Origin of the sequence: Paracoccus spongiarum (genome assembly GCF_030732095.1) — a bacterium.
GTDB lineage: Bacteria > Pseudomonadota > Alphaproteobacteria > Rhodobacterales > Rhodobacteraceae > Paracoccus > Paracoccus spongiarum.
This window is the reverse complement of sequence record NZ_JAVAMQ010000059.1, coordinates 1-1411: the sequence shown is the minus strand read 5'-3', so window position 1 is coordinate 1411 and position 1411 is coordinate 1. Positions and strand designations below refer to the sequence as shown.

The window sequence follows — 1411 nt, the reverse complement described above, 5'->3', positions numbered from 1 at the left end:
TCCTCCTTGTCGATCTGGGCGAAGGCCTCGACCATCATGTAGCGGCTTGCGGTCTGCCACTCGTCGTTTTGTTCGAAGAGGACGGCACCGATCAGGCGCATGATGGAGGCCTCGTTGGGGAAGATCCCGACCACGTCGGCGCGGCGTTTCACCTCCTTGTTTAGACGCTCGATCGGGTTGGTCGAGTGCAGTTTGGTGCGGTGCTGGCGAGGGAAGGACATGTAGGCCAGCACATCGTGCTCGCTTTCGTCCATCAGATCGGCCAGCTTTGGCCATCTCGGGCGCAACTGCTCGGCCACCTTGCGCCATGTCTCGCCGGCATGGGCGCGGTCGGGCTGGTCGAAGGCCTGCCGGATCGCGGCGGCGATGACGGTGTGCTGGCCCCGCGAGACGTGCGCCAGCGCGTTGCGCATCCAGTGAACACGGGGGCTGTTGAAAAACCCTCGCATCGCTGATTCCATAGCTTTAGGACTTTGTCGCGGGGGCCAGGATGATTGGTCATCAGAGCCGGGATCAACTCGAGTTTTTCGTCTGCGGGTCGCTGCGTGACCTTGTGCCGGATGATCATGTCCTTGCCTGCGTCGACCGGGTGCTCGATCTCGGCTGGCTGGCCGAAGATGTTGCCGATCTTTATGCCGTCGGGACCGGTCGTCCGGGTGTCGCGCCGGAGGCAGCCGTCCGTCTCATGCTGGCCGGCTTTCTTCTCGGGATCGTCCATGACCGGCGTCTCCTGCGAGAGGCACAGGTCAATCTCGCGATCCGCTGGTTTGCTGGCTATGGCCTCCACGAGCGGCTTCCGGATCATTCTTCGCTGACCCGTATTCGACAACGCTGGGGCGCCGAGCGATTTCGGCGCATCTTTGAGCGGACGGTTCAGAGTTGTATGGCCGCCGGGATCGCCAAGGGCGAGGTCGTGCATGTCGACGCCTCTCTGATCCGGGCCGATGTCAGTTGGGAAAGCCTCGCGGTGCGCCATGTTGGCGCCATGTCCGACGCGAATGGCCATGTGCCGGAGGAAACCGAGGCCGATCTCCAGGTCAAGCACTCGAAGAAGACCGGACGCTACAAGAAGGTCTGCATCACCGATCCGGACGCCAGCATGGCAACCAGCGGGCGCAACCGGCGTCTCGAGCCATGCTACAAGCAGCATGGCGTGGTTGACGATCTCTGCGGGGTCATCGTCGAGGTGGAGGTCACGACCGGGGAGGCGAACGAGGGCGATCACATCCTGGACAGCCTTGATACGGCAGCCGCGACCATGGGAGAACCCATCGGGCTGGCGACAGCAGATGCGGGCTATGCCTACGCAAAGGTGTTCGGCGGACTGGAGGCGCGCGGGATCGATGCCATCATTCCCACCAAGGCCGAACCGATCAGAAGCAAGGTCCCGCTCCGACGGTTCAAGTTCGAT

At 62.9% G+C, this 1411-nt stretch carries 1 protein-coding gene and 1 pseudogene; one reads left to right on the top strand and one right to left on the bottom strand.

Annotation, left to right across the window (positions count from 1 at the left end; all coding sequences use genetic code 11):
* Positions 1 to 425, bottom strand: a pseudogene (locus Q5Y72_RS19645) (transposase); the annotation flags it as partial.
* A 65-nt stretch (positions 426 to 490) separates the two neighbouring features.
* Here Q5Y72_RS19645 and Q5Y72_RS19640 point away from each other — a divergent pair.
* Positions 491 to 1411, top strand: a 921-nt coding sequence (locus Q5Y72_RS19640; RefSeq protein WP_305965072.1) for a transposase, incomplete at its 3' end; no start/stop codon positions are given.